We start from the raw sequence: 1682 nt of genomic DNA on the forward strand, positions 1-1682 counted from the left end.
CATGGGCGGCGACGTGTTCCTGGACAGCTCTCGCCCGGGGCGCACGGCCGTGCTGGTGACGGCGCCTGTCTTCGGGGAACGCTCCCGACCGGGCCGCGCGTAGGCCTCGTGAACGCCCCGGAGCCACGGGCGGGCCGCACGGAGGCCTGGGGGCGCTCCCGGCGGGTGAAGAGCATCGCGGGCAGGTTCGCGCGGGGGGTGGAACTCGATTCCGCGGCGTTGCGTCTGGCCGAGGCGGCCCGGAGCTTCGAGCTGGTGGAGCCGGTGAGGGTGCTTTCGCCGGTGTAGGGGGGATCAGAGTGGGGGCGTGAGGTCGTCGGCCCAGGCGCGCAGGAGTTCCCAGAGGTAGTGGCCGTCCAGGCTTTGCAGGGGCAGGGCGGTTTCCAGCAGGCGGGCGTTGGGAGCGAACTTGGCGATCATGGAGGCGAAGGCGTCGCGCTCGCTGAAGCACTGCGCGTTCCAGATGTGCTGGAACCTGCGCCCGCCGCCCGCGTCCACCCTGATGAGCGCGTAGCCCTTTTCGCTTTCCACGTAGGCCCCGATCCATTCCCCGTCGTGTTCGATGCCGATCAGCCGGGCCGTCCCACCGTCTTTCCCGCCGAGCATACGGTTGCGCCTCCTCGCGTACATGCGGCGTGGGGCCGCATCTTCGGGATACCCGAAGGGCTCCGTGCGCCACAACGCGCCCGACTACCGAAAAAATGCGGAGTGGCGGCCCGACCGGGCCGGAGGCGGCCTACCCCAGAACCAGCAGGGCGAGCCCCGCGAAGATGACGACGGACCCGGCGGCGCGCCCGCGCGAGACGCGCTCGTGCAGGAGCAGGCCCCCTGCAAGGGTGGCGAGCAGGATGCCCACGTTGCGCCCGGCCGTCACCAGCACCACGTTGCCCGTGCCCAGGGCCGCCACGATGCACACGTAGGAGAGCGTCATCAGCGCGGACACCAGCAGCACGCCCCGCCTGTTCCCCCGCCACTGCGAGAACATCCCGGCAAGCCCGGGCCGCTTCCACGCGCAATACGCCGTGAGCAGCACGCACAGCACCGCATAGGACACGAACAGGAACTCCACCGCGCCGGGGCCGGGCGTCAGGCTCATGCCGCGGCGGTCCGCAAGGGAATAGCCCGCCGTGCCGAAGGCCGTGAGCACCGAAAGCGTCAGGCCGAGCCAGGTGAGCCGCCCCGTGGCCCTGTCGCGGCTGGCCGCGCCCACGGCCACGGTTCCCGCCGCCACCAGGGCCACACCGGCGGTCTGCAGCGGCCCCGTGGCGTCTCCCGTGAGCCGCCCGGCCAGGAGCATCACCAGCAAGGGGGCCAGGCCCCGGCACACGGGATAGACCACCGAAAGGTCCGCGTGGTCGTAGGCCGCGAACAACAGGACCACGTAGAAGGCCTGCATCACTCCGGACACGGCCGCCCAGCAAAGGACCTCCGGCCCCAGGAAGCCCGGCTCCGCCACGCGCAGCCACGCGAAGGGCACGCCCAGAAAGAGCATGCCCAGCAGGTTGGTCAGCCACGCGAAGGAGAGCTTGTCCCCGGAGGTCTTCGCCAGGGTGTTCCACAGCACATGGAGCACCGCCGAAAGGAGCACCAGCCCGGCGACGGAACCGGTCACCCGGAGGCGTCTCCCGGGGTGTCGGAGGGAAGCGGCCTGCCGGTTCCGGGAACGGCGCCGGGCCGTGCCG

At 71.6% G+C, this 1682-nt stretch carries 3 protein-coding genes; 1 reads left to right on the forward strand and 2 read right to left on the reverse strand.

Annotated features, from left to right (window positions below; all coding sequences use genetic code 11):
- Positions 1 to 108 precede the first annotated feature (108 nt).
- Positions 109 to 288 carry a hypothetical protein gene (locus ACV4UX_RS19310; RefSeq protein ID WP_491594901.1) on the forward strand — a complete coding sequence of 60 codons (180 nt, stop codon included), beginning with the start codon at positions 109 to 111 and terminating at the stop codon, positions 286 to 288.
- 6 nt (positions 289 to 294) lie between these two features.
- Here ACV4UX_RS19310 and ACV4UX_RS19315 read toward each other — a convergent pair whose 3' ends face one another.
- Positions 295 to 606 carry a hypothetical protein gene (locus tag ACV4UX_RS19315; RefSeq protein WP_173081581.1) on the reverse strand — a complete coding sequence of 104 codons (312 nt, stop codon included), beginning with the start codon at positions 604 to 606 and terminating at the stop codon, positions 295 to 297.
- Between the two features lie 130 nt (positions 607 to 736).
- Entirely contained in the window at positions 737 to 1612 is an 876-nt protein-coding gene (locus ACV4UX_RS19320) for an EamA family transporter (RefSeq protein ID WP_491594902.1), read from the reverse strand.
- Between the last annotated feature and the right edge of the window lie 70 nt (positions 1613 to 1682).

The sequence above is a fragment of the Fundidesulfovibrio sp. genome (assembly GCF_058402725.1).

Coding starts and splice junctions, on each gene's coding strand:
- ACV4UX_RS19315 (WP_173081581.1), bottom strand. CDS start 606: ATGCTCGGCGGGAAAGACGGTGGGACGGCCCGGCTGATCGGCATCGAA.